Origin of the sequence: Thermophilibacter immobilis (assembly GCF_015277515.1) — a bacterium.
Taxonomy (GTDB): domain Bacteria; phylum Actinomycetota; class Coriobacteriia; order Coriobacteriales; family Atopobiaceae; genus Thermophilibacter; species Thermophilibacter immobilis.
The window spans coordinates 604952-631803 of the sequence record NZ_CP063767.1 but is presented as its reverse complement, the minus strand read 5'-3'; the positions used below and the strand labels follow the sequence as shown (position 1 = coordinate 631803).

The window sequence follows — 26852 nt, the reverse complement described above, 5'->3', positions numbered from 1 at the left end:
CAAGAACCTCGACCAAGGAGGCATCATGCCCTGCACCACCATTCTGGTCGGCAAGAAGGCCAGCTACGACGGGTCGACCATGGTCGCGCGCAACGAGGACTCCCCTAACGGGACCTTCAACCCCAAGCGCCTCGTGACCGTGGACCCCACCAAGAGGAAGAGCTACACGAGCGTGCTCGGCCGCCTCACGGTCCCCCTGCCCGACGGCGGCGCGCGCTACACCGCGATGCCCAACGTCGACCTCAAGGAGGGTCTCTGGGAGGAGGCGGGCATCAACGCCCACAACGTGGGCATGAGCGCCACCGAGACCCTCACCACCAACGAGCGCGTGCGCGCGGCCGACCCGTTCGTGGCGTATCGCGCGGCCCAAGGCGCCCCCGGCGAGGACGGCTACGTCCCCGAGCAGGCCGGCGGCATCGGCGAGGAGGACCTTCTCACCCTCGTCCTGCCCTACGCCACGAGCGCGCGCGGCGGGGTACTGCGCCTGGGGGCCCTTCTCGCGCAGTACGGCACCTACGAGATGAACGGCATCGCCCTCTCGGACGTGAACGAGGTCTGGTGGCTCGAGACCGTGGGCGGCCACCACTGGATCGCACGGCGCGTACCGGACGACTGCTACGTGACCATGCCCAACCAGCTGGGTCTGGACTCGTTCGACCTCGACGACGCCCTGGGCGGGGGCACCGAGCACCTGTGCTCGGCCGACCTGGGCGACTGGATGGAGAAGAACCACCTCGACCTCACCATGGGCGGAGACGGCCGGCGCTTCAACCCGCGCGAGGCCTTCGGCAGCCACTCCGACTCCGACCACGTCTACAACACGCCGCGCGCCTGGTCCATGCAGCGCTTCTTGAGCCCGCACGCGGGCCCGTGGGACACGGCCGCCCCGAGCGAGGACTTTGGCCCCGAGAGCGACCATCTGGCCTGGTGCCGCGTGCCCGAGCGCAAGGTCACGATCGAGGACGTGAAGTACGTGCTCTCCCTGCACTACCAGGGCACGCCGTACGACCCCTACGCGCAGGCCGGCTGCCCCGACCGCCGGGGGCTGTACCGCCCGATCGGCATCAACCGCAACAGCCAGCTCTCGGTGCTGCAGCTGCGCCCCTACGTGGGGGAGGCCTGGCAGGCGCTGCAGTGGGTCGCGCTGGGCTCCAACGCCTTCAACGCCCTCGTGCCCCTCTACGCTAACGTGGACGGGACGCCCGCCTATCTGGAGAACACCACGATGCGCGTGACCAGCGAGAACTTCTACTGGGCCAACCGCCTCATAGGGGCCCTCGCCGACGCAGCCTTTGGCGCCTGTCTGCCGCACGTGGAGCGCTACCAGGAGGCGGTGGGCTCCACCTGCACCGCACTGGTGCGCTCCTGCGACGAGGCGGGCGGCGGGCGCGAGGCCGCGAACGACGCCGTCGCCGACGAGTGCCGTCGCCAGACCGACGAGCTTCTGGACAAGGTCCTCTACGAGACCAGCATGCGCATGAGGAACGGGTTCTCCCGCAGCGACGGGTAGGCGGGGGCGCCCGGGGCGGCGCCAAAGGTCACGCGACGTCGCCTGCCGTGACCTCGATCATCTTGCGCACGGGCATGCGAGAGACCAGCAGCGTGAAGCTCCTGTCCGTAATCTCTCGCTCGTAGACCTCCTCGTTGCCGTTGAAGACGTAGGGGATGTGGACCACGTACTCGGTCCCCGGGCGTATGCTCACGATGGAGCCGGCCCCCTCCTGGACCTGCGGCCACAGGGCGTCGGGGTTCATGACGTCGCAGATGAGGTACTCGTTGGCGCGCGCGGGGACCAGGACCATCTGGAAGGTGTTGAGCCCGCCCTGGTCGGTGCCCTCGTTTCTGATGCGCAGGGTCACGTCGACCACGCAGTGAGCGGAACCGTGCTCGCCCAGCTCCTGCGTGCCGTCTCCGTGCGCCCCGAGGTACCCGTCGTAGGTCGTGATCGTCGCGTCCTCGACCATCACCGAGTAGCTGTCGGTGCCCTCGTCCGCGCTGCTTTGGAACGCCCCCTCGAGGGGGACCCACTCCCCCTGCCCGTAGTACTCGAGGGGAATCCGGGGCAGGTTCGCGTTGACCCACCAGATGCGCGCCCCCACGGCTACGACGGCGGCCGCCAGAAGCGCCACGACCAGAAGCCTGCGCCCTCTCATCTTGTCTCGCCCGTCTCCTTGATGCGGCCAGACTCCATATGGCAGACACGGTCGCAGGTCGCCTTGAGGAAGTCCGCGTCGTGGCTCGAGAGGAGAATCGCCGCCCCGCGTGCCCGCTCCTCGCCGATGATCCCCACGAGCTCCGTGCATGCCCTCTCATCGAGCGCGTTGGTCGGCTCGTCGAGCACGATGAGGTCGGGCGCCTCCATGAGGGCCATGGCGATGCCCAGGCGCTGCTTCATGCCGAGCGAGTACTTGCGCACGCGCTTCTTGTCGTCAGGGTCGAGCCCCACGCGCTCGAGGGCGCGCCTCAGGTCCTCGTCACGCGCGACCCCCCTTATGGCGGCCAGGAACCGCAGGTTGGCCAGGGCGGAGTAGGTACCCAGAAGCGCCGGCTCCTCGATGAGGAGCCCCACGCTCGGGGGAAACGAGGCGTCTCGCCAGAGCACCTCTCCGGCGACCTCCACCTCACCCTCGTCGGGGCGCACGAGCCCCAGCACCACGCGCATGGCCATCGTCTTGCCCGAGCCGTTCTTTCCCTCGAGCCCCACCACCTCGCCGCGGCCATCACAAAGGCGGAGTCGATCCCCGCCTGCAGGGCGCCCCGACCAACCTCGACCTCGATCTGCCAGAGGCCTACGAACACGGAGCTACGCGCTGCCATCATCAGGTTTCCCGGGAGCGCCGGGGTCATCAGATAGACCGAGCCCACGACGAGCGCCGCCACGGCGATGAAGCCGATTCGGCTCCCCCACGCGTCCGAGGCCGCGAGCTGCGCCAGCAGGAGCGCCAGTGAGAACAGGATTGCGGCCCCGTAGAACGCGCCCACCTGGTAGGGAGGCTGAGTCTGTGTCTCGTGCGCGAGCCCCGCCGCCTGCGGCAGCCACGAGGACGCGGTGAGAGACATCTCGCCGCCGGAGAGCCCGGCCGCGGCGGCGCACACGAGCGTGAGGGTGGCCCAGTACCCGGCCCCGCACGCGAGCACCGCGAGGCAGCGGCCCGCAAAGTGGCCCCAGCGGCTCCCCGACGCGACGAGCAGGGGGTCAGGGTCGGCGGCGCCCCCAAACGCAAGAGACGTCACCGCCGCCGGCAAGAGGACCGTCGCGAGCCACCCAAAGGGGACCAGTACGAACCTCTGGGGCTCGAGGAAGAGGGAGAGCGGAGCCGGCTGCGGCGTGCCGGCCATGAGGAACGCGACGTAGTCCCCCAGGCTCGGGGCCACGCTGGCCCCCACCGCCTGCCGAGCGCGGAGCAGCAGGGCCGCGCACTGGCCAAAGGCCACCAACACCCCCACCAGCGCCATGGCGAGCATGAGCCAGGAGGCGGAGCGCAGCCGGCTGACGGCCACGCGAAGGGCGAGCGCGCGGCGCCTCACCTCCCCTCCTCCCGGACTCCCAGGTCGATCCGCGGGAACGTGGCCCTCATCGCTTCGCTCCCCCGATTCCAAGGTCATGGCAGGAGAAAAAGCGGGCGGCCACAAGCACGGACAAGGCCAGCAACGCCCCGAAGAGGGCCAGCCCCGGCAGAAAGGAGAAGGGCGTCGCTCCACCCGCCGCGAGCTGAGACGTCCGTGACGCCATGAGCCACGAGCCTGGAAGGGGGAGCGAGGAAGCCAGCGCCGAGGCTACGATCATGATCGCCATGAGCACGAAGGCGCCCATGGGCTCGCCATAGAGGCTGAGCGCAAGCTGCAACAACGAGAGCGCGGCGGCCCCCAGCACAAGGAGCGCCACGAATTGTAGCACCGCGTTTGCCGAGACACCCTCCCCTATCATGCCGAGGGAAAGAGGTGAGATCACGGCCGGGCTCAAGGTCGGCTGTCCCCCAAGCGCCACGACAAAAATCGCGACTTCCGCAAGAAGAGACAGCACCGCAGAGACGGCACAGGCAGCCACCGCCAGGCAGCATGCGGCGCAGCAGAGGCCCCGACTCCCCATCTGCACATAAGGGATCACGCCCAATCCCGGGCCCGAACCACGCAGGTCACACAGAGCCAGCCCGAGCACGCATGCCCAGAGCGCCCCCCAGTCAACCGCAAGGCTCGTGGGATGCCCCAGGAAGAGCCACAAGATGGCATCGCCCACACTCACCTCGCTCGCCATGACCACCCTCCCCGAAGCCGCCTCCACAAAGCTGGACCGCGAGAAGAGCGACAGCATGGAAAGCCCACTCATGCCCACGCCCACCAGCAAGAGGAGCAAAAGCGGCATTTCCACGCGGCCCATAAGGGCGCGCATGAGCCCTCCGAGGGATCGCCTCCCCCTCATAGCACGTCCCTCCTGAGCAGCAGGCTCGGCACCGTGAGTGAGAACAGGAGCAAAGATGCCACAACGATGATCAGGGCCGGTCCTGCATCAAGAGCAGAACGGACTCCCACCACCGAGAACACGTCAAACGTGGGCAACGCCGAATGGGCGAGCTCCCATTGGGATTGGACCAAAGGAAGCATCTGGACCTGAGAGCCCACGAATGCGAGCACATGGAGAAGAAGGTAGGAGACGACGAACGTCTCGAGGAAGTTTCTCACCACCATGCTCAGGGCCCCGACCGCCGTCGCCCACAAGCCCGCGACCACCCCCGCCACAAGAGCCCACACTAGGCAGAACGCAAGGGGATTGTTATAGAAGAGCGAGGAGAGGGGCGCGGCGCCGTCCACGCCCACATAGAGGAGGTCACTCACCCACACGGGAGCCGCGGGCGCAAAGCACGCGCAGACTACGAGGTTCAAAATAAGCGGCAGGACAATGGCCAGGGCCCCGGCCACAAACCCCGCGAGGGCCTTGGCGGCATAGTACGCCAATCGGCTCACCCGGGCGTAGGCCTGTGCGAGCACCCCGCTGCTCCTTTCGGAGCACCATGACCACGCATAGGGGCAGCCGCCAGAAGCGGCCACACCATAATGAAGATACCCGGGGCGAACTCGTACGGTCGCGTGGGCATCCAGAACGCAAAGCAGCTCACGGCCGAGTAGAGCGCATCGGACTGGTTCCAGTATCTTTGGGCAAGCTCAAGTGTGTTCTGGAACACCACAAGGTTTTGAGCCGCAGAGAAGAGCGCAAGGATGCTTCCCAGGCCCACCGCGCCCCAAAACCACGGGTTGCCCAGCAACGCCTTTTTGAACTCTACCCTGAACAGTGCGGCAAAGACCCTCATTGCGCTCCCCTCTCCTCGGGGGCAGTCGCTTTGCCCAGCGAGACCACGGGTGCGCCGTTGCGCCACCCGGCCGCCTCGAGAACGAGGACGTAATCGGGGTCGAGCCCGGTGTCGTCAATCTTCCTAATCGTCGATGCCGCGTCATGTGAGGACTCGTCATGCGTCACGAAATAGCCCATGCGAACGGTGATGCTGCCCCCCCCCGGCTCGACCCACGTATAGCTTCGCGCCTTTTCAGATCCATAGGAGATGCCCTCCACGCGCGGTGCCGAGATCAAGTTGGCATCGGCATACACGCCGTAGGCCAGTGACGACTCCAGATGAAACATCGCCGTGTTAAACGCCGGGACACCGGTGTACTCCAACACGCTCTGCTTGCAGGTTGCATCGACGTTTTCTACCGTCACGTCCACCACGACGACCCTGCACCCCTCGAAGTTTCCCTGGTTCGAGAACGACCCGTCATCAACATAGCCCGCCTCCTCGAGCGAGTCGTACAGGACCGGCTTGGAGACGCTCATGCGCATCGTCCCGTCCCATTCCCAGGCGGCGTCAAAGAGAAAGGAACCCGAGCCAGAGTAGTCACCGTCTGCAAAGGGCCCGCTTTCGGGCATCGGAATCCCCACGAGATCAAAGGGAACGCTCACCGCGTAGGTAGAGGACGGCTCCTGATGAGAATCGTCCGTCTGGGATTCCTCAGATGCGGGAGCTCCCCCTTGGGATGCCCCCTGCGACGTGCTGGACGTCAGCCAAGGAAAGACTTTATACAGAAAAAGAGTAATACCAAATATCACGATTGCAGCGCCCGCCACAAGAGGGCCGCGTCCGCCTCTTTCCTTGGTCATCGGCAGCTCCTTGCAGACGGGGACGGAATCAGGCCTTGCACCTGATTCCGTCCCTCCAAACGGCTAGTTCAGAATGGTGTGATAGCGCTCGTGCGTGTCGGGGCTCCACTGACCCCAAATGGTGCCACGGCCCCTTGCCGATCGACCGGCGAGACGAGCATAGGAGTATCCGTTTTCGTTGACGTAATTACTAATAAGAAAGTATCCACTTCTGTAGCTGGCTGCGTACGCCGAGCCGCCACGCGTTAGCCCCGTGTTCCAAGGTCCTGCACTGGAGTGGGAGCCATCAAGACGAAAGTAGCATCCACTAATGCCCACGATATCCTGAATCTGCAGGAATGCCTCCGTGCTAGTGGCCTTGTACCGACCGGCCGTCTCCCACGTCGCATTAGTCCCGGAGAACGGAAACGTATAGCCCCAATTCGTGTAGGAGTCGTCAGCCAGTGCCGGTTTTGCGGGAAGCACGACGAGCATCGCCAGAAGAACACCCAGCACAATTCCGATTCCCCTTCTTCTCGTTATAGACCTGTCTTTTTCCTTCCCTGCACGTTGCTCTTGCCAAGCGTTTTTTGCTTGGCATCCTTATCAATATCTTAAAATGTAAGACTTCTCCCCTAGTGACCTAGGGCCAAATTCCCTCTATTGGGCGGACAGTCGGAACAACTTTCTAAACGGAAAATATCTAAATTTTTCTCGACTTCTCATCCGTGTTCCCTCATGGCGAGCCATGCCGCGGCCCTTTGCCCGCAAGGGAGGCTTTCCCGTCCGACCACCCCTGCGCCCGGCCCACCTCTCGCTGGATTGAGGCGCACTCTTGATGTGTCTGCGAGGAAGTCGCCCTGGTGCGTGACTCTGGCCCGACGTTTTCCCAGTTGACAGGCCCTTCAGTTGCCGAGAAGGGCCCGGTACGGCGACGTTTGCGCAGGAATGGGGACCTGTGGCAGGCAAGAAACCCTTGCCACGTGCCCCAGCGGCGGTTTTCAGAGCAGACCGGCGCGGCCTTGGGCCCGGAAGCGCTCGATCATCTCGCCGGTGAGGCTCACGCGGTCGTCCGAGCGCTCCGCGGGGATCTCCGCGCGCGTGAACCAGCGGGCCTCCTTGAGCTCGGTGTGGTCCACGCGAATGGCCGGGTCGCCGTCGACCTCGCACCAGAAGCCCGCGAGCAGCGTGTCCGTGAAGCTCCACGGCTGGCTCTTGTAGAAGCGCAGGTTCTTGACGCGCAGGCCGACCTCCTCCATGACCTCGCGGCGCACGGTTCCCTCGAGCGACTCGCCGATCTCGGTGAAGCCGGCCACGAGCGCCCAAAGCGCCGTCGTGCGACCGGCGTAGCGCGTGAGCACGATCTTCTCGTCGTCGCCGTCGCAGCTGGTCACCGCGCAGATCACGCCCGGGCAGATCTTGGGGTAGACGATGCGCGCGCACGCCGGGCACACGAGCTCGCGACTCGTGGGCGCGAGCGCCATGGCGTGGCCGCAGCTCCCGCAGAAGCGGTTGTCGCGATACCAGCGATCCAGCTGGGAGGCGGTGACGGCCGCAAAGAGCAGGTGGGCGGGCTCGGCATGGCGCAGCCATCCCATGCTCGCGTAGGAGAAGTCGCCGCCCGCGTGGGCCTCGTCGTCAAGACAGAGAAAGAACCGCTCCTCGCCCAGCGAGAAGAGATAGGTCACGAGTTCCGGGGCACGCGCGTAGTCGGCGAGGTGGGGCAGGTCGACCACGTCGCCGGCGTCACCCGCGTCCGCGTCACCCGCGCCCACGGAGCTCGCGCGCGCGAGGCAGGCGCCGTCGCGGAAGTGCAGCACCCGGTCGGAGCCCTCGGGTTCCAGCCTCGCGAAGTGGTTGTCGAGCACGTGGTCGGGACCGACCTCCTGGATCATGCGGGCCTCCCGTCTACGCCCGTCACAACGTCGCCCCAAGCGCGCCGGCGCGTCGGCCACGAGCTTCCCAGCTCGCTCACGAGCACGGCGGCGAAGATCGTGGCGAAGCTGAGCGCCAGGCGGGGCGTGACCTCCTCGCCGTAGAAGATCACGCTCGCGACCACCGCGAAGACGCTCTCCAGGGAGAGCAGCAGCGCCGCCTGCGCGGGGGGCACGTGCTCCTGCCCCACGTTCTGCATGACCATACAGAAGCACGACGAGAGGAGCACGAGGTAGGCAAGGGAGACCCACACGCCCGGCTCCGCGAAGGCCGACGCGGCGGGGAGCGGCTCCAGGGCCAGCGCCACGACCACGGCCAGCGCCGAGCTCGTGGCGAGCTGCACCACGGTGAGCGTCATGACGTCGTGCGCCGACGAGAAGCGCGCCACGAGCACGATGTGCAGCGCGAACAGCACGGCGGAGGCGAGCGTCACCCAGTCGCCCCAGGACATCGTCAGGGAGAGGTCGCCGCCGAGAGCGATGAGACCCACACCGCCCACGGCGAGCACGGCCGCGACCAGGCTGTGGGCGCCGGGGCGCACGTGGGACACGACCCAGTTGATGAACGGCACCATCACGCAGTAGGTGGCGGTGAGAAACGCGTTTCTGCCCGGCGTGGTGTCGGCGAGGCCCAGGTTCTGCACCACGTAGGCCGTCCCCGAGGCCACGCCCAGAAGAGCGCCCGCGACGAGGTGGCTGCCGTCGAGGTTCTCGCGCAGGCGGCGCCGGAAGAGGACGCCCACGGCGAGCGTCGCCAGGAGGAAGCGGATTGCCATGAGCCAGGCGGGGCTCACGGCGTCGAGCGTGCCCTTGATGACCACGAACGAGCCGCCCCAGATGGCCGCGACGAGGGCGAGGCAGAGCTTCCAGAAGCCCTCGGGTATGTTCTTCTCGATGTTCATGGGGTCTGATTATAGGGCAGGCCGGCCCTTTTTTCGCCCGCCGCCCGGAATGCGACGACCTCCTGCCGGTATACTCTTGACCCATCACATCCGACTCCGGGGACGGGAAGGCGCATGACGAGGCGGGACTGAGAGAGCGGTAGGCCACACGACGCGCGACGCGCGCATCCCCGTCACATACCTCGTCTCTTGGGAGCCCTCATGTCCTTTCTCTCCAGCCTCAGGTCGCTCACGCCCATGGCGCGTAGGCTCGTCCTCATGCGCCTGGTCATCTACCTCGGCGTTCAGTGCGCCTACTTCATCGGCGTCGTGGGCACGCTCACCTTCGCCCTGGGAGGCGGCGTGGGCGACAACGTCTTGGGCATCGCCATCCTCAACGGCTGCATGATCGTGGGCTCGCTCGTGGGCGGGCCCCTGCTCGACCGCATCGGGCCGCGCGGCTACTTCGGCCTCGTGGTCGCGGGTCTCGTCGTGGCCGCAGCCTCGTTCCAGGTCCTCTCCTCCTCTATGGCCGGCGTGCTCGCGGGGGCCGTCCTGCTCGGCTTTGCCTGGGGCATGGGCGACCTCGTGGCCAAGGCGTTTCCCGCCTACCTCACCGACGACCCCACCCAGCTCAAGAACCTCAACTCGGTGATGTACACCGTCTCCAACGCGGCCGTCGTCGCAGGCCCGCTCGCCGGCGGCGCCCTGGCGGCCCGCTTCTCTACCCGGGCGGTGTTTCTCCTGCTCGGAGTCTGCGCGCTCGCCGCGCTCGTGCCCGCCGCCCGATTCCGCCCGCAACGTCTGCCAAGCGGAGCCGCCTCCGGACAGGACGCGTCGGCAGGAGCCTCGACCCTGCGGCGGGGGTTCTCCGCGGTCTTCTCGCTTCCCGCCCTCACGCTGCTCTTCTGGAGCTGCTTCTTCTCGTTTCTGGGCTACGGGGCCTTCGACCCCGTCGAGTCGCTCTACTACCGCGACGTCCTCAAGGTGGGCGTCGAGTGGATGGGCTGGCTCTCGGCGGCCTCGGGCGTGGGCGGCATCGTGGGGGCCCTCGTCGTGCTGCGCATACCCACGCGCCACGTCACCGTGCGGACGCTTCTTGCCACGCTCAGCGCCGAGGGCGCCTCCTGCCTCGTCTACGTGGGCACGGGCTCCGTGGCCGTGGCCCTCGTGGGCCAGATTCTCATCGGCGTCGCCTTTGGCATGATGATGCCGCTGCTCACCACCCTCGTGCAGACCCACGCCCCGCTTGACGTGCTCGGAAGCGTGAACGCGGTCATGGGCTTTGGCAACAACGTGGCCGGGCTGGTGCCGCTCGTGTGCGCGCCCGCCCTGGCGCGGACCTTTGGCGTCCAGGGGACGCTCGTGGCCGCGAGCCTGCTGGTGCTCGCGATGCCTCTCGTGATCGGCCTCACGCAGCGCCGGCGCATCGACTCCCTCGTGGACCAGGAGCGCACGGCCAACCTCGTCGTGGAGGAGTAGTGGCCACGGACCCCTTCTCAGAGTGCCTCGACTTCCGGGCCGAGCTCGGGGGATAATCCCCACAAGCTAAGTCGCGCCTCGGCGCCATCGAGAGGGGCATCGCGTGGGTAGGTCAGGCTCATCATCTGGTGGCGGAGGCGGAGGTCGCAGCTCGGGCGGCGGCTTCGGCGGCGGCAGGAGCTCGGGCGGCGGGCACGGCGGGGGCGGAGGTCGCAGCTCGAGCGGCTGGGGCTCCTCGGGAGGCCGCTCCGGCGGCTACGGTGGGTCGGGCGGCTTTGGGTTCGGCGGCTTCGGCGGGCCCGGCCCGCGTCGCGACCCCTATTGGGGGCCCTCGCGGTCCCCGTGGCGCCCGCTCTTCTGGGGCATCCCCGCGCGCCCCGTCATCATAAACGCGCCGCGCTACGGCTCGGACGCGTCAAACCCGCATCCGGGCGGTGACTCCATCCCACCGACGTCGGGCCGCGGGGGCCGGCGGTCCGGCGTCGGGTGTCTCACCTTCCTCTTCTGGCTCATGGTCGTCGTCTTTGCCCTAGGCGCGATCATCTTTGGGCTGAACAGCTGCTCGGCCACGAGCGCCGACGTACGCACCCCCCTGGCCTCCGGAGCCGTCACCCAGACGGCCTACTACACCGACGAGGACGGGAACTGGATCCACAGCGCAAGCACGCTCGAGGCGGGCCTCAAGGAGTTCTACGAGAAGACGGGCGTCCAGCCGTACGTCTACATCCTGCCCAACGCCACGACCACCTCGACGAGCGAGCTCACGAGCCGCGCCCAGACGCTCTACGACGAGCTCTTCCAGGACGAGGGCCACGTCCTTCTCGTCTTCTGCGACGACGGCGACGGGGCATACAACTACGGCTACGTCGTGGGCTCCCAGGCGACCACGGTCATGGACTCTGAGGCCCTGAGCACGTTCTTCGACAACCTCGAGGATGCCTACGACGACTACTCGCTCAGCGAGGAGGAGATCTTCTCGCAATCCTTCTCCCGGACCGCCTCGACCATCATGGCCACCACGTCCACGGGCACCACCGTCGCCGTGGTGATGATGATCGTCTCCGGATCGGTGGTGGGGGTGCTCCTGTGGCAGCGCCATCGCCAGAAGAAGCAGCAGGACGAGCTCGAGCGCAGGGCGCGCGAGAAGGCGCATGAAGAGCAGGTGGAGGAAATTCTGAGCACGCCCCTCGAGAAGTTTGGGGACAAGGACCTGGAGGACCTCGCCTCCAAGTACGAGGACAAGGGCACTACCGGCGAAACGCCGTCCCAGTAGCAGCAAGCCAACAGAAGGGCAACACCATGGGCATCCTGGACCGCTTCACCACCATCATCAAGGCCAACATCAACGACCTGCTCGACAAGGCGGAGGACCCCGCCAAGATGGTCGACCAGTACCTGATCGAGCTCACCGACTCGCTGGCCGAGGTCAAGCGCGAGACCGCCGGCGTCATGGCCGAGGAGGCCCGCGCCAAGCGCCTCGTGGACGACAACGTCGCGCAGGTGACGCGCATGGAGTCGCTCGCGCGCAAGGCGCTCGCCGCCGGCAACGAGGACGACGCCCGCGCGTTTCTGGCCAAGAAGCAGCAGTTCGACACCAAGGGGGCCGAGCTCCAGAAGGCCTACGAGGCCGCCCACGCCAACGCGACCAAGATGCGTCAGATGCACGACAAGCTCGTGAGCGACATCGAGGGGCTCAAGAGCCGCCGCGACACCATCAAGGCCAAGGTCGCGGTCGCCAAGACGCAGGAGAAGGTCGCGGGCTTCACGTCCCAGTCCGACCGCGCGGAGAGCGCCCTCGAGGCGTTCAACCGCATGGAGGAGAAGGCCGACCGCATGCTCGACACCGCCGACGCCATGAGCGAGCTCAACGAGCAGCCCGTCGACGCGACGGTGGGCCTCGAGGCCAAGTACGCGAGCGCGGCGGACGGCGCGGCGGTCGATGACGAGCTCGCGCGCCTGAAGAGGGACATGGGCCTGTAAAGGGCCCCCTGCGAATCTAAAACGCGGCCGGCATGGGGTATCCTGAGCGTTGTTTCCAACGAAAGGAGCCTCATGGCCGGCTACGTTCTTAGCTGCTGCTCAACCGTGGACCTCACGCACGAGTGGCTTGGGCGACGCAACATCACCTACCTTTGCTTCAACTACCAGCTCGGCGACAAGACCCACAAGGACGACTTCGGCGTCACCACTCCCCCCGCCCAGCTCTACGCCAAGATGCTCGCCGGCGAGGGCGTCAAGACCTCGCAGATAAGCGCCGGCGAGTACCTCGAGCACTTCGAGCGCTTCCTCAAGCAGGGGCAAGACGTCCTGCACGTGTGCCTCTCCACCGGCATCTCGGGGACCTACGGTTCGGCCTGCTCCGCCGCCGAGGAGCTCTCCAGGAAGTACCCCGAGCGCAAGGTCCTCGTCGTGGACTCGCTGGCCGCCTCCTCGGGCTACGGCCTTCTCATGGACAAGCTCGCCGACCTGCGCGACGAGGGCATGGGCGTCGAGGAGCTCGCAACCTGGGCCACGGAGCACCGCGAAAAGGTCAACCACTGGTTCTTCTCGTCCGACCTCACCTTCTTCGTGCGGGGCGGGCGCATCTCCAGGGCAGCCGGCGTCATGGGCGGCCTGCTCAAGATCTGCCCCGTCATGGACGTGGCGCCCGACGGCTCGCTCAGGGTCAAAGAGAAGATCCGCACCAAGGCCCGCGCGATCGCGCGCGACCTGGAGCTCATGGAGCAGCTCGCCGAGGGCGGCCTGGACTACGACCAGAAGTGCTTCATCTGCCAGTCCGAGTGCCTCGACGACGCCCGCGAGCTCGCGCGCCGCGTCGAGGAGAAGTTCCCCAAGCTCGACGGCAGGGTCGAGATCTTTCCCATCGGCGCCACGATCGGCTGCCATACCGGCCCCGGCACCGTGGCGCTGTTCTTCTGGGGCAAGCCGCGCACGCAGCAGTAGGATTCCGGCTGCCCGGCGCCGCCCCCGCCCGGCCGCCTAGAGCGGAAGCGTGAGAAACTCGCGATAGAGCGCCAGCTGGGCGGGGGTGTCCTCGCTCGAGGCGAGCTCGATGCGGCCAGGTCGCGCGCGCCCGGAGACGAGCTCGGTCTCCTCCAGGCGGCACCTGAGCCGGCGGGCCGTCCCGGCACCGCCGTCAAAGAAGGAGACGCCCCCGCCCAGGGCACGGTCGATCTGCGCGCGCACGAAGGGGTAGTGGGTACAGCCCAGGACCACGGAGCGCGCATTATCCGCGTAGCGGCCCACGAGTCCCTCGATCAGCCGGGCGAGGTCGGGGGCGTCGAGGTTGCCGCGTTCGATGCGCGACGCGAGGCCCGGGCACGGGACCGAGACGACCTCCGAGTGCGCACCGTACGTCTGCGCGAGCTCGTGGTACTTGTCGAGGCGCAACGTGACGGGCGTGGCCATGACGAGGATGCGCCCGTGGTTCGTGGCCTCCGTCGCAGGCTTGAGCGCCGGCTCGATGCCCACGATCGGCAGGCCGGGGCGCTCTCGGCGCAGCGTGGGAGCCGCGACGGAGGTCGCTGTGTTGCACGCGACCACGATGGCCTTGGCGCCCTCGTCGCACAGGCGCCCCACGATGGCGCGAGAGAGGTCGAGCACCTCGTCCTCGGACTTCTCGCCATAGGGGGCGTGGGCGGAGTCGCCGAAGTAGCGGAAGTCCTCGTGGGGCAGCTCGCGGACGAGCGCGCGCAGCACGCTGATGCCTCCGACGCCGGAGTCGAAGACCCCCACGAAGCCGTCTGCCGAACGCTTGCCCATCCTCGCCTGCCCCCTTGCCCCTTTGCCCCCACGTGGTACGAACCAGCATAGCGCATGACGTCGGGGGCGTGCCCGCCGGGCATGGGGCTGGCATGTGGCTTGACAAAGCGGGCGGGCGTTGATCGGTGCGTACGGACCGGAGGGCCACGAGTGGGTCGATGAGCTGTGCCAGGTCCTCAAGGGCAACGTCGATTATGCCGTCGACTTCATCCAGAAGAGGTTCCACGGCGTCGAGGTGGCAAGGCCCGAGGGTACCTACATGCTGTTCCTCGACTGCACCGAATGGTGCGCCGAGCACGGCAAGACGATCGACAAGCTGCAGAGGGCCGGCATGGAGGTCGGGGTCCTCTGGCAGGACGGCCGCCCCTTCCACGGGCCGTGCCACATCCGTATGAACCTGGCGCTGCCGTACTCCCGCGTGGTCGAGGCGTTCGACCGACTGGACAGGTACGTGTTCAACGCGTAGGGTCCCGTCTGCCGAGGACGTTGCCTGGGGAATGGTCACGGTCAACGCGAGCAGCTCATTCGCCCGCCGGGATTACCTTCCGGCGGCAACCTCGAACTCGTAATGACACGTGTCGCCTGCGAAGTGCTCGAAGCTCACTTCCACCAGGCCCCCATTGCGGTCGAAGGTATGGCTTTCAAGAAGGAGCAGCGCCTTACCGGTCTCGACGCCAAGCAGCCCGGCCTCCCTGTCGGAGGCATTCTCGGCACTCAACGACCTCTTCGCGTCGCGCAGGTGGACGCCGTACTCCTTTGCCAGTGTGTGATAGAGAGAGAGGGCCGCGAAGTCGAACCTCTCGATTCCAGGGAACCGCGAGTACGGAAGATAGGTCTGGATGTGGACCGAGGCCTTCCCGTCGGCGCTTCTCAGTCTCTCCAGATAGAAGCACTCGGAATCACCCAGGTCGGATGGACCGGACAGTTCCTCGGGCGTGCTCCGTCGGCAGGCAGCCAGCACCTCCGTCTTGGGGACCTTTCCGCTCAGCGCAAGCTCCTCTTGGTAGCTCATCAGCTTGTTCATGAACACACCGTAGTTCTCGGCCTTGACGAAGGTGCCGCGACCTCTCTCGCGTATCACCTGACCGTTCTGCACGAGGGCACCGTAGGCCTGTCGCACCACCTGACGCGACACACCACAGCTCTCGATGATCTCGTTCTCGGTCGGGAGCTGCATGCTCGCCTTCAGGACCCCCCGACGTATCGCATCGGATATACAGACGCGAAGCTGCTCATAGAGCGGAACGGTAGACGTACGATCTATGACGATGTAATCGAGATTCATGGCATCCAATCCCACTTGTGCTATCCCCCTCACAAGACGAGGCAGACCTTCGCCCATTCCGCGTCTCGATGGCATGGCAGAGGAACGGAAGGTCCTCCGCCATGCCATCTTACGATAAGGCTCCCGGTCTTTAGAAGTCGTCATCGTCCAAGGGGTCAAACTGGTCCACAAGCACACCGATCTGCGCCCTGCCGACCTCTTCCACCTTGGACGCAATCTCGTCAAGAGAGGCACCGTCGTTTCTGAGGACGGTCATCTCGAGCAACATGCCGAGGTTCGTGCCATAGACGACCCTCATGTCCTCCCGTCCGAGCGAGCAGATTGCGAAAGCCTGGAACGGAGACCCACCGAGAAGGTCGCAGAACACCATGGTTCCGTCCGACTCGTTCGCTTCCCCCAGGGTGGCGTCGACCTTTGCGCAAAGCTCCGTGTTCGTCTCGCCGGGAAGCAACTCAACCACCGCAAAATCCCTCTGGAGTCCCAAGATGAGCTCCACGGCACTGACCAGACCACGTGCAAGGCTCGCATGGCTTGCGACGACGAATCTGACCATCTCGTCACACCCGTTCCGTCGGGTAGTGCGAGAGCGGTTCGGCACAAGGGTCGACGTTCGTGTCGATATAGATGTCAGCAGCGCCCCTTGCGGCAAGGTACTGGAAGGGAACGGTGTATAGAAGGGGTGCCAGGTACTTGCTTGCCTTCAGGCTGAACACGAGGTCCCGGCCGTCCGCGTCGGGAAGATCGCGGCACGTTATCACGTGGACCCTGTCCGTATACTTCCGGTACGTCTTGCGGAAGGTGAGGAGACGTTCGAACTCGACGTCATCGGTACCGATCATGAGGATGGTCTGGTTGGGCTTGAGGGCCATCGTGGGACCATGGGAGTATTCCTCCATCTCATAGCCGATTGTCGGGACGCGCAGCATCTCGCCCACCTTGAGCATCCCCTCGAGCATGGAGCCGTAGTCCACGCCATAGCCCAGGACGTAGAGCCTATCGCTGCTCACGATTGACGTCTTGTTTCGCTCGTACCAGCCTAGCCCCTCGTCCAACACATCCTGGAATCCGTCGACCACGCCCTGCGTCTCTCGAATGAGCCCGTCTGCCTCCTCCTGGGACAGGGATCCCCTCTCACGACCAGCCTCGACCGCCCACAGCAGGACGCTCAGCACGGAGACGGTGTAGCCCTTCGTCTCGGGAGGGGTGAGCTCCTCTCCCACAAGAAGGTGGGTCGTCACGTCGACATGTCGCGTTATCTCGCTCTCAAGGTCTCCCGTAATTGCAAGGGTCCTGCAGCCGAGCGAGCGAGCGTGCTCCATGGCCTCACAGGTGGACACGGACGTTCCCGACTGGCTCACGCCGACGCAGAGGATGCGCGCATGGTCGACGAGCCCCGTCCAGTCGGGACTCTCGTGGTTCTTGAAGACGGTCGGGTAGTATGCCTCGGCGGGCATCCCAACAAGGTGCTTGAAGTAGTACGAGGCTATGGTCGACACGTTGTACGAGGTCCCAGAACCCAGGAAGATGACCTTCTCTATCTGGTGCTCATGCAACTTCGCGACAAAGGGGTCAACGAAGGTCCCTCTCTCGTCCAAGACGCGTCGCAGAACCACGGGCTGGTTGTTGATGTTGTCCAATACGGTCTGCTGCATTTCTGCTACCCTTCCCTCGCTTCGAATAGGCTGGTGATGTCCTTCCGCGTCTCCGTGGGCACGATCCACGACCAGATGGGGACGCCCTGCGCGACCAGCTCCCCGAAGTCACGCGCCTCGTCCGGGGAGACGAACGTGTTGTTGTGGATCTGCCGCGCGTCCTGCTTCGTCGACATGTTGCCCACGGTTACGTGGTCGACCTTGAAGCCGCTCCCCATCATCTGCACGAGAGGTCTGGGACGGTTGCAGAGAATCATCACCCTGATTCCCTCGTCAATCCCCCGCGAGAACTTGTCGGCAGCCTTGACGGCATCAAAGACGGAGAGCTTGCAGCGTCCCGCACAACCGAGCTTGAGGATGGCCTTGCGCTGCTCGTCCTGGGAGATCTCGTCATCAACGATCACGATGCGGTCAAGCGAGTAGTAGGGGATCCAGTTGCTGCAGACCTGCCCATGCACGAGCCGATCGTCGATTCGTACGTCTACGATTGCCACGTCTCCTCCTTACAGCGCTATGACGCCAAGGACGCCCAGCGCGAAACCGACCACGATGATTCCAAGGATGATAACTGGGGTCTTGATGCCCCTCTTGATTGAGAAGAAGATGCACAGGGTCGCAACCAGGGGCAGTAGACCGGGCAGGATCTGATCGAGGTAGTCCTGCATGAGGATGTCCTGGCCAGCAACGTTGAATGTGAGCGGGCAGCTGATCACGACGAGCGTCGCAATCATGGCACCGATCGACACCGCCCCCACTATGCCCGCGCAGTGCGTGAAGAGCTTCATGTGACCACTCTTCTCGAGCGAGGCGAGCAATGAGCTCCCCTTCGTATAGCCGATCCTGAGACCAAACCACCTCGTCAGGAAGTTCGGAAGGTTGAAGACGACAAGGAGGACGAGCGGTGCGACCGGGTTGCCCTGCGTCGCGAAGCCCAATGCGAGCGAGCAAGCCAGGATGCGGAAGATCCCCCAGAAGAAGGTGTCGCCGATGCCGGAGAGCGGTCCCATGAGCGAGACCTTCATCGCGTTGATGGAAGCTGGGTCCATCGAGGCATCCTTCTTCGCATTCTCCTCCATGGCGATGGTGAGGCCCATGACGAACGGGGACGGCGCGACCGTCATGTTGAAGGCGGCAATGTGCCGGTGCATGGCGGCCTTGAGACCCTCGGAGTCATCCTTGTAGATCTTGCGAAGCGCAGGCATGATCGAGTAGAGGAAGCCGAGGCCTTCCATCCTCTCGTAGTTGAAAGACCCGAGCAGGGTGAAGCTCCGCCAGAAGATCTTCGTGAAGTCACCTTTGGTCAAACCAAACTCGTCCGAGGAGAGGATGTCCCTCTTGCCGTGTTCGGGCTGGCTCGCGGGGCCAGACTGCCCGAACGCTCCCGATACGCTCGAGGCATCGTCATCGGATGAGACAATATCGATGTCCTTTATCTCTACCATGGCTCTAGTCCTCCCACTCGTCGTCGACGTCAGAGGCCTGCTTGACGACGGCATCCTGGTTGACGTTGCGAAGCATGAAGATGATGGCGGCAATGGAAGTCGCAATCGCAACGATTCCCACCATGGACATGTCATGCCCGATGAAGGCCATCGGGATAAACCCGATGACGAAGTATGGAATGAGGGACTTGTCCATGATGATACTCATGAGCAGCGCAAACCCGAGGGCCGGCAGTATGGCGGCAACGCCGTTCAGACCGGTCGACGCCCACGCGGGCAAGCCATCGACGATGCCTCCCATGAAGTCACCGCCAAAGTACATGAGAAGGAACGTGAAGAGGAAGTATGCAAGAAACGAGATGATGCCGCATAGGTAATGGACCCCGTTGACCCCACCGAGGCTCAGCTCGTCAATCTTTCGATCGGCGACCAGCATCGCACCAGAATAGGCACTCATGAGCAGCGTATTGACGAACTGCATGAGCACCGAGATGGGCAGACCGAACAGTATTGCGGTCTCGGCACCCGTGCCGGTCGCAATGGCGACGGCCGCACCGATTGTACCGCCCGTTCCTATGTCAAGCTGCGCGGTCGGCCCGATGTTCACCGCTCCCATCCAGATGAGCTGGAGCTGCGCGCCAATCATTACCCCGCTCTTCACGTCGCCGAGGATAAGCCCGACAAGAAAGCCCGTCACGATGGGCTCACGAAACTTCATCTCGCCAAGCCAGGCACCATCAAGCCAGGTCAGGGCCGCAACCAGCGCAATTAGAATCGCTTGTATCAGAGATACCATCACTCAACCCCCTACTTGAAGTCGATTACCTTCGAGTTCCATCTCGCTCTCGTAGTTCCCTTCTGCTCCTCTCATTTGTTATTACATTATGTTATTAGTATATATTAGCATGCGATTTGGGGCAGAATACTGAGGGCGCGAGAATAATCGCCGAATGGATGAATAATGACGGTGAAGGGGTGAAGTGTGACGAATGATCCGACAGGGCAAACAAATCACTTCAGCAAGGCTATGGAATCAGCGCAGGTCAACCCTCTCGCAACGCCTATGCATTTGCCACCCTGCACATGTCTCGAAGGCGCTATCACCTCAGCCCTAGGTAGGTCTGTTTCAGACAGAAGTTGCACTCACAGACACGATGGACGGATCGTGTCGCGAAAGTTGGTGTAAGCACGTTCCCCTCAGGCCTGAAGGCCTGAGGGGAACGGCCATCGCCCTAGAATCCCGAACAGCGACGTATCGGGACTAGGAGAGGCGATGACCGCTATGGCAATCATAGGCGATGGGCAGGACGGTGTGACACCGGGGCTGCCCCGGTTCGACGACGGGATGGTGAACGTGGGCGAGCTGGCGAGGGTGCTCGCCGAGTCCGTCGTCAACGAGGTGATGAGCGTCGAGGCCGACCTCGAGTGCGAGGGCGGCAACCAGAGGAACGGCTACCGGGAGCGCTCGCTGCTCACGAGCGTCGGCACGATCACCCTCCGCATACCCAAGCTCAGGCGCGGGTCCTTCTTCCCCGAGGACCTGGTGGAGCGATACTCCAGGACCGACCGCGCGATCGTGGCGGCCGTGGCCGAGATGGTCACCTGTGGGGTCTCGACGAGGAAGGTCGAGCGCGTGGCCCACACGCTCGGTGCCGACAGGCTCGGCAAGGATGCCGTCTCCCGGATGTGCGCCACGCTCGACGAGACGGTCGCAGACCTGCAGGGGCGCGTCTTCCGCGACCTGCGTTTCCCCTACCTGTGGCTCGACGCCACCTACATCAAGGCCCGGGAGGGCGGGCACGTCGGCTCCGTGGCCGTGGTGACGGCGATAGCGGCCGCCGATGACGGCCACCGCTACCTCGTCGGCGTCGACGCGGTCGACACGGAGTCCTACGCGTCCTGGCTCGGGTTCCTGAGGGGCCTGCGCGACCGTGGCGTGGCGGACGTCATCTGCGTCGTCTCCGACGCCCACGAGGGGCTGAGGCGTGCCATCGAGGAGACCTTCCCGGGCGCCGCCTGGCAGCGCTGCATCGTCCACCTCGAGAGGAACTGCTGCTCGCTCGCCAGGACAAGGCGCCAGCGCGCCCTCGTGGGGCAGGTGCTCTCGGCCGTGTTCGCGGAGCGTGACCCGGACCTCGTCAGGGAGCTCTACCACCTGGCGATCGACGAGGTTGGCGCCATCTGCCCCGCGGCGGGCGAGCTCCTGGAGGAGACCGAGGCTGACGCGCTCGCCTACCTCGACTTCCCCTACGAGCACCACATCAGGCTCAGGACCAACAACATCCAGGAGCGCACCAACCGGGAGATCAAGCGCAGGAGCCGCGTCGTGCAGGTCTTCCCCTCGAGGAGGAGCCTCCTCAGGTACGTCGGTGCCGCTCTCTCGGAGATGGACGAGGCCTGGCAGTCGAGACGCTGGTTCTCCGCAGGGTCCATCCAGGAGGCCTACGAGGAGGACTCCCAGCGTACGCCAGCGCCGGCACCGACGTACGAGGGAACCGCGGCCGAGCATGCCGCCGCCATCATCCGGCTGGTGAAGGCGGACGGCGTTGACTCGAGGAGGAGGGCGGCATAGGATGCGTTAGGAGGAAGCGGGTTCACGGGCGAAGGCACCGCTTACACCAACTTTTGAGACACTACCGATGGACGTTCGTCGTAACTGAACCAGCGATCATATTCCTGCACGAAATAGCCCACCATCCAACGAAGATGGTGGGCTATTCGGTACCGCTCTACTTACATAGCTCAAGGTCGCAGAACGCCTCGGACTCGCAGCCTGCGCTATGCGGCCACCTCGCTCTTGGCTTTCAGGCTGCCCTTGCTCTTGCCCCACAGTACGAAGGAGCATGCCATGGCAATCACCCACGTCAGGGCAATGCATATCACGATGGCGATGATGTTCCACGCATTGCCCGAGGGGTCCATGTAGACGGGAAGCGAGGTGATTCCGGGCATGACGAAGCCGAAGCACTTCACGCCAAGAACCACGGTAAGCGCCCCGCCGATTCCGTTTGCAATCATCGCGGAGTAGAGCGGGGTGCGATTGGGAACCTGCACGGTAAAGAGAGCTGGCTCGGAGATTCCCATAAATGCGGAGAACGCACAGGTGAAGGCGGCGGACTTGAGCTTCTCGTCCTTCATGCGCAGGGCCGCTCCAAAGGCTGCACCCGATTCGGCAAGATTATGGCAGAACGAGACGGGAAGCAGATAGTCGTAACCAAGGGTCGCGATGTTCGAGATTTGGATGGGACTCGTTGACTGGTGCATGCCAAAGAGAACAATAAGCGGCATGAAGAAGCCCAATAGAAATCCAGCGATGGGGCCGAGAGTGCTGAAGAGCCACACGATGCCATTTGCGAGACCGATGCCACACCATGCTCCGATCGGAGCCAGGACGAGAAGGTTCAGCGGGATGACAATCGCGAGGGAGACGGCTGGAACAACGACGAGCTTGAACAGGTCGGGTACGAGCTTGTCAATTGCGTGATACACGAGGGCGAGCCCGGCGACTCCGAAGATGACCGGGAAGACGGAGTCCGCATAGGTGAAGATCGGGAGCGCGAAACCGAACAGCGTAAGAGGCGTCTCTCCCGTGCCGATAGCATTGACGATCGTGGGATACATGAGCGACCCCGCCACGCACAACGCCAGTGAACGGTTTACCTTGAACTTGTCCGCACAACTCACTGCCAGAAGGAACGGTAGGAAGTAGAACGGGATGTCGGAGATCATGCTGAAGATTGCCCAGTCCCCGGCAGAGGTGTCCATGCCGAAGCCCGCAAAGACCGCTAGGATGCCCTTGATGATGCCACCCGCGACCAAGGCGGGGATGATTGGCGAGAAGATTCCAGAGATGATGTCGAATATCTGAACCCTGCCACTCTTCTTGAGTTCGGGTTGGTCATCATCGACTCCGACCTCTCCCCTGAGCTTCATACTCCCAAGCAGCGGTTCGAGCTCGCGGTAGACGCTCTCGACCTGTGGCCCGATGATGACCTGCCACTGCCCATCCTTGACCTGTGCCCCCAGCGTTCCCTCGAGACCTTTAAGCGCCTCAAGATCGACCTTCGAATCATCTCTGAGATTAAGACGTAGTCTCGTGATGCAATGCGTCGCCATGACGACGTTGTCCGCCCCACCGACGAGCTCGAGGATCCTCTCCGCGAGCTCTCTCTTGCTCTTGCCAACCATGATGCATCCCTTCTCTTCTTTGCCTGCACTTCCCATCGCTTGGGAGCTAGTCCAAGTCCCTGCCATTGCTCGCGATGCAGCGCTGGTACCAATAGAACGAATCCTTGCGATAGCGCTTTCCTGACCCCTTTCCACAGTTGTCGAGGTCTACGTAGATGAGCCCATAGCGCTTGTCCATGGTGAGGGGCCCGCAAGCAACCACATCTATGAAGCCCCAGACCATATAGCCTCGAACGTCGACCCCGTCGATGACGGCCTGCTTCAGGCATTCCACGTGACGCCGCAGGTAGTCAATGCGATAGCCATCGTGAATGGTCCCATCCTCGTTGAGGAGGTCAGCCGTACCAAGGCCGTTCTCCGCTATGTAGAGAGGAAGCTGATAGCGATCCCACATCTGGTTGAGAGTCACACGCAGTCCAATGGGGTCCATCTGCCAACCCCATTCAGAGGTCTCCAGATAGGGGTTCTTGTTGGCCATGACCAGGTTGCCCGCCGTCTTCTCCCACCCCTGACTCGTCGTGGAGATCTGCGAGAAGTAATATGAAAAGGCGAGAAAGTCGACGGTATTCTCGCTAAGAAGTTCCTCGTCTCCCTCCTCGATTTCAATCTTGATTCCGAGCCTGTCGAAGTAGCGATCCATGTATGCCGGATACTTGCCTCGGGTCATGACATCCGTGTAGAACCAATTGGCATACTGGTCATCCTGGATGGCCTGAAGGTTGTCCTCGGGTTTGCACGTCGCTGGATAAGTGCAGAAGCGCGCAATCATTCCTCCAACCGGCGTTCCGGGCAATTTCTCATGGACGATCTGGACCGCCCTTGCATTCGCAACGAACTCATGATGCAAACACTGGAAAACCTCTTGGTCAAAGGAGTCCCCCTCAGCATCCCGGACAAGGCAGACACCGTCCCACGGGGAGAAGCGTCCCGCGTTGAACTCATTAAAGGGAAGCCAGAAGTCCACGACATCACCAAGCGCGTCGACGATCGTCTCAACGTAACGGGTAAAGAACTCGATGGTTCTCCTACTTTTCCAGCCTCCGTACTTCGTAACCAGATTCACGGGGATGTCATAGTGCAGCATTGTGCAGAAGACCTTTATCCCATGCTTGTGACACTCAGAGAACATGTCGTGGTAGAAGGCGATGCCCTCTGCGTTCGGCTCTGCATCGTCTCCGTTAGGGAAGATCCGCGACCAGCAGATCGAGGTCCTGAAGAGTCTCAGGCCCATCTCTTCGAACAGGGCGATGTCATCCTTGTAATGGTGATAGAAGTCGATGCCGCGCCTAAAGGGATAGAAATCAGTACCGTCGTCAGACAGCGCAGTCTCGAGTTCCACGGACGAGAAGGGGTTGTTCTGGTGCTTCTCCTCGACCCGCTCATGACTCCAGGTACCGTCAAGCCAACGACAGTCCTGGGTGTTCTTTCCCTTCCCTCCCTGCATCCAGCCACCGTCGGCTTGGGATGCTGAAATGGCCCCACCCCAAAGGAAGTCCTCGTCGAACCCACTCTTCAACATTCGCCATCCTCCTTCTTCTGAGACCTCTTCTGTGTCTTCGTCCGAATAGCCTCTTGCCTTGCAGTTTATCTGGTCGCAAAATAGTGGTAAATGTCATATACTTATATTGTTTATGATATATTCATCTATTCTTGAGGAAAGAACTGCTTTGGACGAAGTCAAGCTCGACTCATATCTCCAACAGATGACCAATTCCGAGACCTGGCATATTCAGCATCCTGGAAAGCCGAGCCCCGTCTACCAGACGACTCCCACCGTCAATGTGGAAGGTCAGGAGGTAATGCTGTTTGACTGGAAGAACACCTTGCTCGAGCGGAGCATCGCCCTTGTGAAGGAAACTCGCTTCACCACCATCCCACCCCATGTGAACCACGATATGGAGTTGAGCTACGTCTATGATGGGACCTGTAGCTTTCTCGTAAACCGAAAACGAATCTCGCTCTCGCGTGGGGACGTCATCATCTTCGACACAGACGTCATACGTTCGTCTCCCAGCTATAAGACGGCGAATGACATCGTCATCTCGATGGTTTTTCGTAAAGAGTTCTTCGACTCGATGTTTCTCAGCCGTCTGCCAGGCGGGGGAATCCTGACCAACTTCCTCTTCGAGTACATCTCCAAACGACGGCGACACGATAAGTTCCTTCTGGTTCCAGCAAAATACGCTGGCAACATGGACGACCTCATGCGACTACTCTGCGAGGAATACTTCTTCCCGGACCGATATAGTTCCCATCTACAAGCCAGCTATGTCACATCAATCATGCTCGAGCTCATAAGGGGGCTTACGTACCGAGGGGAAGCATCGGGAAGGGTCCCTGCTCCGGGTGACAAGATCGTGGACATACTTGACCACATCGAACGGAATTACAAGTCATGCACACTCACGTCAACCGCGGCAAAGTATGGATACAGCACCAACTACCTAGGAAACCTGCTGAAAAGCAAGACGGGAAAAACCTTCAGCCAAATCAAAGTAAGTCAGCAGATGAGCGAAGCAGCCTATCTGCTTCTGAATACCTCTCTAACCATTGGCGAGACAGCCGAGAAAGTCGGGATATGCAACATGAGTTACTTCTACAGGCAATTCCGAGACTACTTCAAGATGGGACCGAAGGAATACCAGAAGACGACACGGACGTAACATGACGTAACCCGCTGTTCTTGGGTATGTCCCCAGCCGTCGTACGCTAGCTCGAATATGGCACCTAAGACAGCGTCGACCCCATCCTTGAAGCCACCAGTCATACGGTAACGTAGAATTTCTTTCGCAAATTGAGAGCTGAATACATCCAGGCAAGGAAATGGACACGGTCCGAACACCGCCGGCATGATTTGCAGCGACCACGCAAACAAACATCCCGAGGGGAGCGACGAACCATATCCGAGCAAATCGTATCAGTCGACGAGGAAGCGATAAAGAGCGACCTGAGAGAACTTGTCAAAACAACGGTGCGGGAAGCCATCAATGCGATGCTCGACGAAGAGGCCGAAGACCTCGTGGGCGCGGAGCGCTACGAGCGCACGGCCGAACGCGATGCCTACCGTTCTGGCCATTACAAGCGCAAGCTCACGACCGCTTCCGGCGAGATCGAGCTGAGCGTGCCTAAGCTGCAGGGCATGCGTTTCGAGACCGCGGTCATCGAACGATACCGTTGTCGTGAGACCAGCGTCGAGGAAGCCATGATGGAGATGCGTCTGGCTGGGGTCTCGACCAGAAGAATCGAGGACGTGAGCGAGATACTGAGGGGCTCCAAGGTATCCGCCACCACGGTATCGAATCTCAACGAGAAGGCATTTGGAAGTGTCGAGAAATGGCGCCTCCGTCCTCTGGAGGGCGAATACCCCTACGTCTACATCGATGGCATTTATCTCAAGCGCAGCTGGGGAGGATCGTACGAGAACGTCGCGGTGATGGTCGCCATCGGCGTCAACGCAGACGGATACCGTGAGATCATCGGCTGCGCCGAGGGCCTCACCGAGACCAAGGATTCATGGAAAGAGTTCCTGGCCTGGTTGAAAGATCGCGGCCTCAGGGGCGTACGCATGCTCACCGGTGACAAATCGCTCGGGATGCCGGGAGCTATCGAGGAAGTATTTCCTCAAGCGAGGCGCCAGCGGTGGACCGTACATTTCTATCGCAATGTCTTTTCCAAGGTTCCCAAGAACAAGAGGCCCTACGTTGCCAAGATGCTCAAAGCAATTCATGCCCAGGAGAGCTTCGAGGCATCGATGGGGAAGGTTGGAGAGGTGGTCGCCGAGCTTAGGAACATGCGACTGCCCACTGCGGCCAAGACCGTCGGGGAAGGAGTCGCAGAGACGCTGCCCTATACGAACTTTCCCATGCAGCATTGGACACGAATACGCACGAACAACGCCATCGAGAGGCTCAATCGCGAGATCAGGCGCCGAACCCGTGTGGTGGGTACGTTTCCCGACGGTCATGCAGCGTTGATGCTGGTCGCCGCCAGATGCAAGTACGTCGCCGAATCGGACTGGGGAACGAGACGCTACCTGGACGTGTCCATGTTGGAAGGATCGGAGGCCTGAAGAGAAGCCAGCACAGAGCCGACGGCG

26 protein-coding genes are annotated in these 26852 nt (G+C 63.1%); 9 read left to right on the top strand and 17 right to left on the bottom strand.

The features are described from left to right. Positions 1–25 precede the first annotated feature (25 nt). Positions 26–1510: a C69 family dipeptidase gene (locus INP52_RS02815; RefSeq protein WP_194372231.1), complete on the top strand. Its 1485-nt coding sequence runs from the start codon at positions 26–28 to the stop codon at positions 1508–1510. 28 nt (positions 1511–1538) lie between these two features. Here INP52_RS02815 and INP52_RS02810 read toward each other — a convergent pair whose 3' ends face one another. The 8 genes from INP52_RS02810 to INP52_RS02775 all read right to left on the bottom strand — a co-directional run bounded on the left by INP52_RS02810 (position 1539) and on the right by INP52_RS02775 (position 8966). After that, positions 1539–2153: a DUF5028 domain-containing protein gene (locus tag INP52_RS02810; protein ID WP_194372229.1), complete on the bottom strand. Its 615-nt coding sequence runs from the start codon at positions 2151–2153 to the stop codon at positions 1539–1541. Beyond that, the gene (locus INP52_RS02805; protein ID WP_232364358.1) at positions 2150–2662 is read right to left on the bottom strand and encodes an ATP-binding cassette domain-containing protein; all 513 of its coding nucleotides are present in this window, start codon (positions 2660–2662) and stop codon (positions 2150–2152) included. Before INP52_RS02805 ends, INP52_RS02810 begins: the two co-directional genes overlap by 4 nt. Before the next feature lie 912 nt (positions 2663–3574). Beyond that, entirely contained in the window at positions 3575–4420 is an 846-nt protein-coding gene (locus INP52_RS02800) for a hypothetical protein (RefSeq protein ID WP_194372227.1), read from the bottom strand. After that, positions 4417–4986 (bottom strand): hypothetical protein, encoded by a 570-nt coding sequence (locus INP52_RS02795; protein WP_194372225.1) that lies wholly within the window; start codon positions 4984–4986, stop codon positions 4417–4419. The genes INP52_RS02800 and INP52_RS02795 overlap by 4 nt, the downstream gene beginning before the upstream one ends. Then, positions 4959–5306 carry a hypothetical protein gene (locus INP52_RS02790; protein ID WP_194372223.1) on the bottom strand — a complete coding sequence of 116 codons (348 nt, stop codon included), beginning with the start codon at positions 5304–5306 and terminating at the stop codon, positions 4959–4961. Before INP52_RS02790 ends, INP52_RS02795 begins: the two co-directional genes overlap by 28 nt. Continuing rightward, positions 5303–6151 (bottom strand): hypothetical protein, encoded by an 849-nt coding sequence (locus tag INP52_RS02785; protein ID WP_194372221.1) that lies wholly within the window; start codon positions 6149–6151, stop codon positions 5303–5305. Before INP52_RS02785 ends, INP52_RS02790 begins: the two co-directional genes overlap by 4 nt. A gap of 980 nt (positions 6152–7131) precedes the next feature. Then, positions 7132–8025, bottom strand: a complete 894-nt coding sequence (nudC, locus tag INP52_RS02780; protein ID WP_194372219.1) for an NAD(+) diphosphatase — start codon at positions 8023–8025, stop codon at positions 7132–7134. Beyond that, positions 8022–8966 (bottom strand): DMT family transporter, encoded by a 945-nt coding sequence (locus INP52_RS02775; RefSeq protein WP_194372217.1) that lies wholly within the window; start codon positions 8964–8966, stop codon positions 8022–8024. The genes nudC and INP52_RS02775 overlap by 4 nt, the downstream gene beginning before the upstream one ends. Before the next feature lie 201 nt (positions 8967–9167). Between INP52_RS02775 and INP52_RS02770 the strand changes: the two genes are divergently transcribed. The 4 genes from INP52_RS02770 (at position 9168) to INP52_RS02755 (ending at position 13370) form a co-directional block, all read left to right on the top strand. Next, a complete protein-coding gene (locus tag INP52_RS02770; RefSeq protein WP_194372215.1) occupies positions 9168–10427 on the top strand; it encodes an MFS transporter in 1260 nt (419 codons plus the stop codon). A gap of 103 nt (positions 10428–10530) precedes the next feature. Next, on the top strand, positions 10531–11700 hold the full coding sequence (locus INP52_RS02765) for a hypothetical protein (protein ID WP_194372213.1): 1170 nt from the start codon (positions 10531–10533) through the stop codon (positions 11698–11700). A gap of 26 nt (positions 11701–11726) precedes the next feature. Then, on the top strand, positions 11727–12407 hold the full coding sequence (locus INP52_RS02760; protein WP_194372211.1) for a PspA/IM30 family protein: 681 nt from the start codon (positions 11727–11729) through the stop codon (positions 12405–12407). Positions 12408–12479: 72 nt separating this feature from the next. Further along, positions 12480–13370: a DegV family protein gene (locus tag INP52_RS02755; RefSeq protein WP_194372209.1), complete on the top strand. Its 891-nt coding sequence runs from the start codon at positions 12480–12482 to the stop codon at positions 13368–13370. A gap of 36 nt (positions 13371–13406) precedes the next feature. Here the strand turns inward: INP52_RS02755 and murI are convergent, their stop codons facing one another. Continuing rightward, positions 13407–14189, bottom strand: coding sequence for a glutamate racemase (murI, locus tag INP52_RS02750; protein WP_194372207.1), 783 nt, complete (start codon positions 14187–14189; stop codon positions 13407–13409). Between the two features lie 118 nt (positions 14190–14307). Here murI and INP52_RS02745 point away from each other — a divergent pair, with 118 nt between their 5' ends. Further along, the gene (locus INP52_RS02745) at positions 14308–14655 is read left to right on the top strand and encodes a beta C-S lyase family protein (RefSeq protein WP_228478392.1); all 348 of its coding nucleotides are present in this window, start codon (positions 14308–14310) and stop codon (positions 14653–14655) included. Positions 14656–14727: 72 nt separating this feature from the next. Here INP52_RS02745 and INP52_RS02740 read toward each other — a convergent pair whose 3' ends face one another. The 6 genes from INP52_RS02740 to INP52_RS02715 all read right to left on the bottom strand — a co-directional run bounded on the left by INP52_RS02740 (position 14728) and on the right by INP52_RS02715 (position 19364). Beyond that, positions 14728–15531 (bottom strand): GntR family transcriptional regulator, encoded by an 804-nt coding sequence (locus INP52_RS02740; protein WP_194372205.1) that lies wholly within the window; start codon positions 15529–15531, stop codon positions 14728–14730. A gap of 73 nt (positions 15532–15604) precedes the next feature. Next, positions 15605–15958, bottom strand: coding sequence for a PTS sugar transporter subunit IIA (locus INP52_RS02735; protein WP_232364357.1), 354 nt, complete (start codon positions 15956–15958; stop codon positions 15605–15607). A gap of 73 nt (positions 15959–16031) precedes the next feature. Beyond that, positions 16032–17126, bottom strand: coding sequence for an SIS domain-containing protein (locus tag INP52_RS02730; protein ID WP_194372201.1), 1095 nt, complete (start codon positions 17124–17126; stop codon positions 16032–16034). 5 nt (positions 17127–17131) lie between these two features. After that, on the bottom strand, positions 17132–17620 hold the full coding sequence (locus INP52_RS02725) for a PTS system mannose/fructose/N-acetylgalactosamine-transporter subunit IIB (protein WP_194372199.1): 489 nt from the start codon (positions 17618–17620) through the stop codon (positions 17132–17134). Between the two features lie 9 nt (positions 17621–17629). Beyond that, positions 17630–18568 carry a PTS system mannose/fructose/sorbose family transporter subunit IID gene (locus INP52_RS02720; RefSeq protein ID WP_194372197.1) on the bottom strand — a complete coding sequence of 313 codons (939 nt, stop codon included), beginning with the start codon at positions 18566–18568 and terminating at the stop codon, positions 17630–17632. A gap of 4 nt (positions 18569–18572) precedes the next feature. Next, positions 18573–19364, bottom strand: coding sequence for a PTS mannose/fructose/sorbose/N-acetylgalactosamine transporter subunit IIC (locus tag INP52_RS02715; RefSeq protein WP_194372195.1), 792 nt, complete (start codon positions 19362–19364; stop codon positions 18573–18575). Between the two features lie 486 nt (positions 19365–19850). Between INP52_RS02715 and INP52_RS02710 the strand changes: the two genes are divergently transcribed. Next, positions 19851–21140, top strand: a complete 1290-nt coding sequence (locus INP52_RS02710) for an IS256 family transposase (RefSeq protein ID WP_228478260.1) — start codon at positions 19851–19853, stop codon at positions 21138–21140. Between the two features lie 206 nt (positions 21141–21346). On the opposite strand, the gene INP52_RS02705 is transcribed toward INP52_RS02710, so the two are convergent. Continuing rightward, positions 21347–22756, bottom strand: a complete 1410-nt coding sequence (locus INP52_RS02705) for a PTS transporter subunit EIIC (protein ID WP_194372193.1) — start codon at positions 22754–22756, stop codon at positions 21347–21349. Between the two features lie 46 nt (positions 22757–22802). After that, positions 22803–24275, bottom strand: coding sequence for a glycoside hydrolase family 1 protein (locus INP52_RS02700; protein WP_194372191.1), 1473 nt, complete (start codon positions 24273–24275; stop codon positions 22803–22805). A gap of 148 nt (positions 24276–24423) precedes the next feature. Here INP52_RS02700 and INP52_RS02695 point away from each other — a divergent pair, with 148 nt between their 5' ends. Then, a complete protein-coding gene (locus tag INP52_RS02695) occupies positions 24424–25419 on the top strand; it encodes an AraC family transcriptional regulator (protein ID WP_194372189.1) in 996 nt (331 codons plus the stop codon). A gap of 236 nt (positions 25420–25655) precedes the next feature. Next, entirely contained in the window at positions 25656–26825 is a 1170-nt protein-coding gene (locus tag INP52_RS02690; protein ID WP_194372841.1) for an IS256 family transposase, read from the top strand. Positions 26826–26852 lie beyond the last annotated feature (27 nt).

What these genes read in the sequence shown, in the direction of transcription:
- INP52_RS02815 (WP_194372231.1), top strand. Translation starts at nt 26, where the DNA reads ATGCCCTGCACCACCATTCTGGTCGGCAAGAAGGCCAGCTACGACGGG.
- INP52_RS02770 (WP_194372215.1), top strand. Translation starts at nt 9,168, where the DNA reads ATGTCCTTTCTCTCCAGCCTCAGGTCGCTCACGCCCATGGCGCGTAGG.
- INP52_RS02810 (WP_194372229.1), bottom strand. Translation starts at nt 2,153, where the DNA reads ATGAGAGGGCGCAGGCTTCTGGTCGTGGCGCTTCTGGCGGCCGCCGTC.
- murI (WP_194372207.1), bottom strand. Translation starts at nt 14,189, where the DNA reads ATGGGCAAGCGTTCGGCAGACGGCTTCGTGGGGGTCTTCGACTCCGGC.
- INP52_RS02710 (WP_228478260.1), top strand. Translation starts at nt 19,851, where the DNA reads ATGGCAATCATAGGCGATGGGCAGGACGGTGTGACACCGGGGCTGCCC.
- INP52_RS02785 (WP_194372221.1), bottom strand. Translation starts at nt 6,151, where the DNA reads ATGACCAAGGAAAGAGGCGGACGCGGCCCTCTTGTGGCGGGCGCTGCA.
- INP52_RS02790 (WP_194372223.1), bottom strand. Translation starts at nt 5,306, where the DNA reads ATGAGGGTCTTTGCCGCACTGTTCAGGGTAGAGTTCAAAAAGGCGTTG.
- INP52_RS02760 (WP_194372211.1), top strand. Translation starts at nt 11,727, where the DNA reads ATGGGCATCCTGGACCGCTTCACCACCATCATCAAGGCCAACATCAAC.
- INP52_RS02715 (WP_194372195.1), bottom strand. Translation starts at nt 19,364, where the DNA reads ATGGTATCTCTGATACAAGCGATTCTAATTGCGCTGGTTGCGGCCCTG.
- INP52_RS02730 (WP_194372201.1), bottom strand. Translation starts at nt 17,126, where the DNA reads ATGCAGCAGACCGTATTGGACAACATCAACAACCAGCCCGTGGTTCTG.
- INP52_RS02720 (WP_194372197.1), bottom strand. Translation starts at nt 18,568, where the DNA reads ATGGTAGAGATAAAGGACATCGATATTGTCTCATCCGATGACGATGCC.
- INP52_RS02740 (WP_194372205.1), bottom strand. Translation starts at nt 15,531, where the DNA reads ATGGGCGAAGGTCTGCCTCGTCTTGTGAGGGGGATAGCACAAGTGGGA.
- INP52_RS02805 (WP_232364358.1), bottom strand. Translation starts at nt 2,662, where the DNA reads ATGCGCGTGGTGCTGGGGCTCGTGCGCCCCGACGAGGGTGAGGTGGAG.
- INP52_RS02775 (WP_194372217.1), bottom strand. Translation starts at nt 8,966, where the DNA reads ATGAACATCGAGAAGAACATACCCGAGGGCTTCTGGAAGCTCTGCCTC.
- INP52_RS02705 (WP_194372193.1), bottom strand. Translation starts at nt 22,756, where the DNA reads ATGGTTGGCAAGAGCAAGAGAGAGCTCGCGGAGAGGATCCTCGAGCTC.
- INP52_RS02700 (WP_194372191.1), bottom strand. Translation starts at nt 24,275, where the DNA reads ATGTTGAAGAGTGGGTTCGACGAGGACTTCCTTTGGGGTGGGGCCATT.
- INP52_RS02800 (WP_194372227.1), bottom strand. Translation starts at nt 4,420, where the DNA reads ATGAGGGGGAGGCGATCCCTCGGAGGGCTCATGCGCGCCCTTATGGGC.
- INP52_RS02755 (WP_194372209.1), top strand. Translation starts at nt 12,480, where the DNA reads ATGGCCGGCTACGTTCTTAGCTGCTGCTCAACCGTGGACCTCACGCAC.
- nudC (WP_194372219.1), bottom strand. Translation starts at nt 8,025, where the DNA reads ATGATCCAGGAGGTCGGTCCCGACCACGTGCTCGACAACCACTTCGCG.